Genomic DNA, 735 nt, shown 5'->3' with positions numbered 1-735 from the left:
GGTTCTTCGAGGCCCTCTGCTATTGGGCTTCGTTCTGGCTTGAACCTTTCGGGTTTTTCCTTGACCCTTGAGCTTCTTCCGAACCTTTTGAGATCCTTTCAAGCTCTTTCAGATGCTTTCTGACCCATTGCAGTTTTTTCTGGGCTTCTTGGGCTTCTTTCTGGTTTCCTTTGGCTTCTTCATTATTCCTTGTTTCTTTTCCTGAGATAGGCACAGCGTCTATTAGCTAAACAGTTATAGGAATACTGTAACATTACGGGGTTGGCGGTTCATTTCAGCTTTTTGGGGTTTTTCCGGACGCTTTCCTGGTTTCCTGAGCCTTTGGGGTTTTTCCTAGAGCCTTTGGGCTTCTTCCAAACCTTTTGAGATCCTTCCAAACTCTTTTAGATGCTTCCTGACCCATTGCAGTTTTTTCTGGGCTTTTTGGGCTTTTTTCTGGTTTCCTTTGGCTTCTTCAGGACGCTTTGAACTTCTTTCTGGTCTCTTTTGAGATTATTTTTGAGCCTTTGAGGTTTTTCCTAGACCCTGTGAGCTTCTTTCAAACCATTCGAGCTTCTTCTAAACTCTTTGAGATGCTTCCAGACCCATTGCAGTTTTTTCTGGGCTTTTTGGGCTTCTTTCTGGTTTGCTTTGGCTTCTTCAGAACGCTTTGAACTTCTTTCTGGTCTCTTTTGAGATTATTTTTGAGCCTTTGAGGTTTTTTCTAGAGCCTTTGGGCTACTTCCAAACCTTTTG

1 protein-coding gene is annotated in these 735 nt (G+C 43.1%); it reads right to left on the bottom strand.

Translation table 11 applies throughout. The features are described from left to right. Positions 1–19 precede the first annotated feature (19 nt). Positions 20–214, bottom strand: a complete 195-nt coding sequence (locus QZ269_RS13360; protein WP_291427180.1) for a hypothetical protein — start codon at positions 212–214, stop codon at positions 20–22. Positions 215–735 lie beyond the last annotated feature (521 nt).

Origin of the sequence: Deinococcus sp. (genome assembly GCF_018260405.1) — a bacterium.
Taxonomy (GTDB): domain Bacteria; phylum Deinococcota; class Deinococci; order Deinococcales; family Deinococcaceae; genus Deinococcus.
This window is presented reverse-complemented; position numbering and strand designations above follow the sequence as displayed.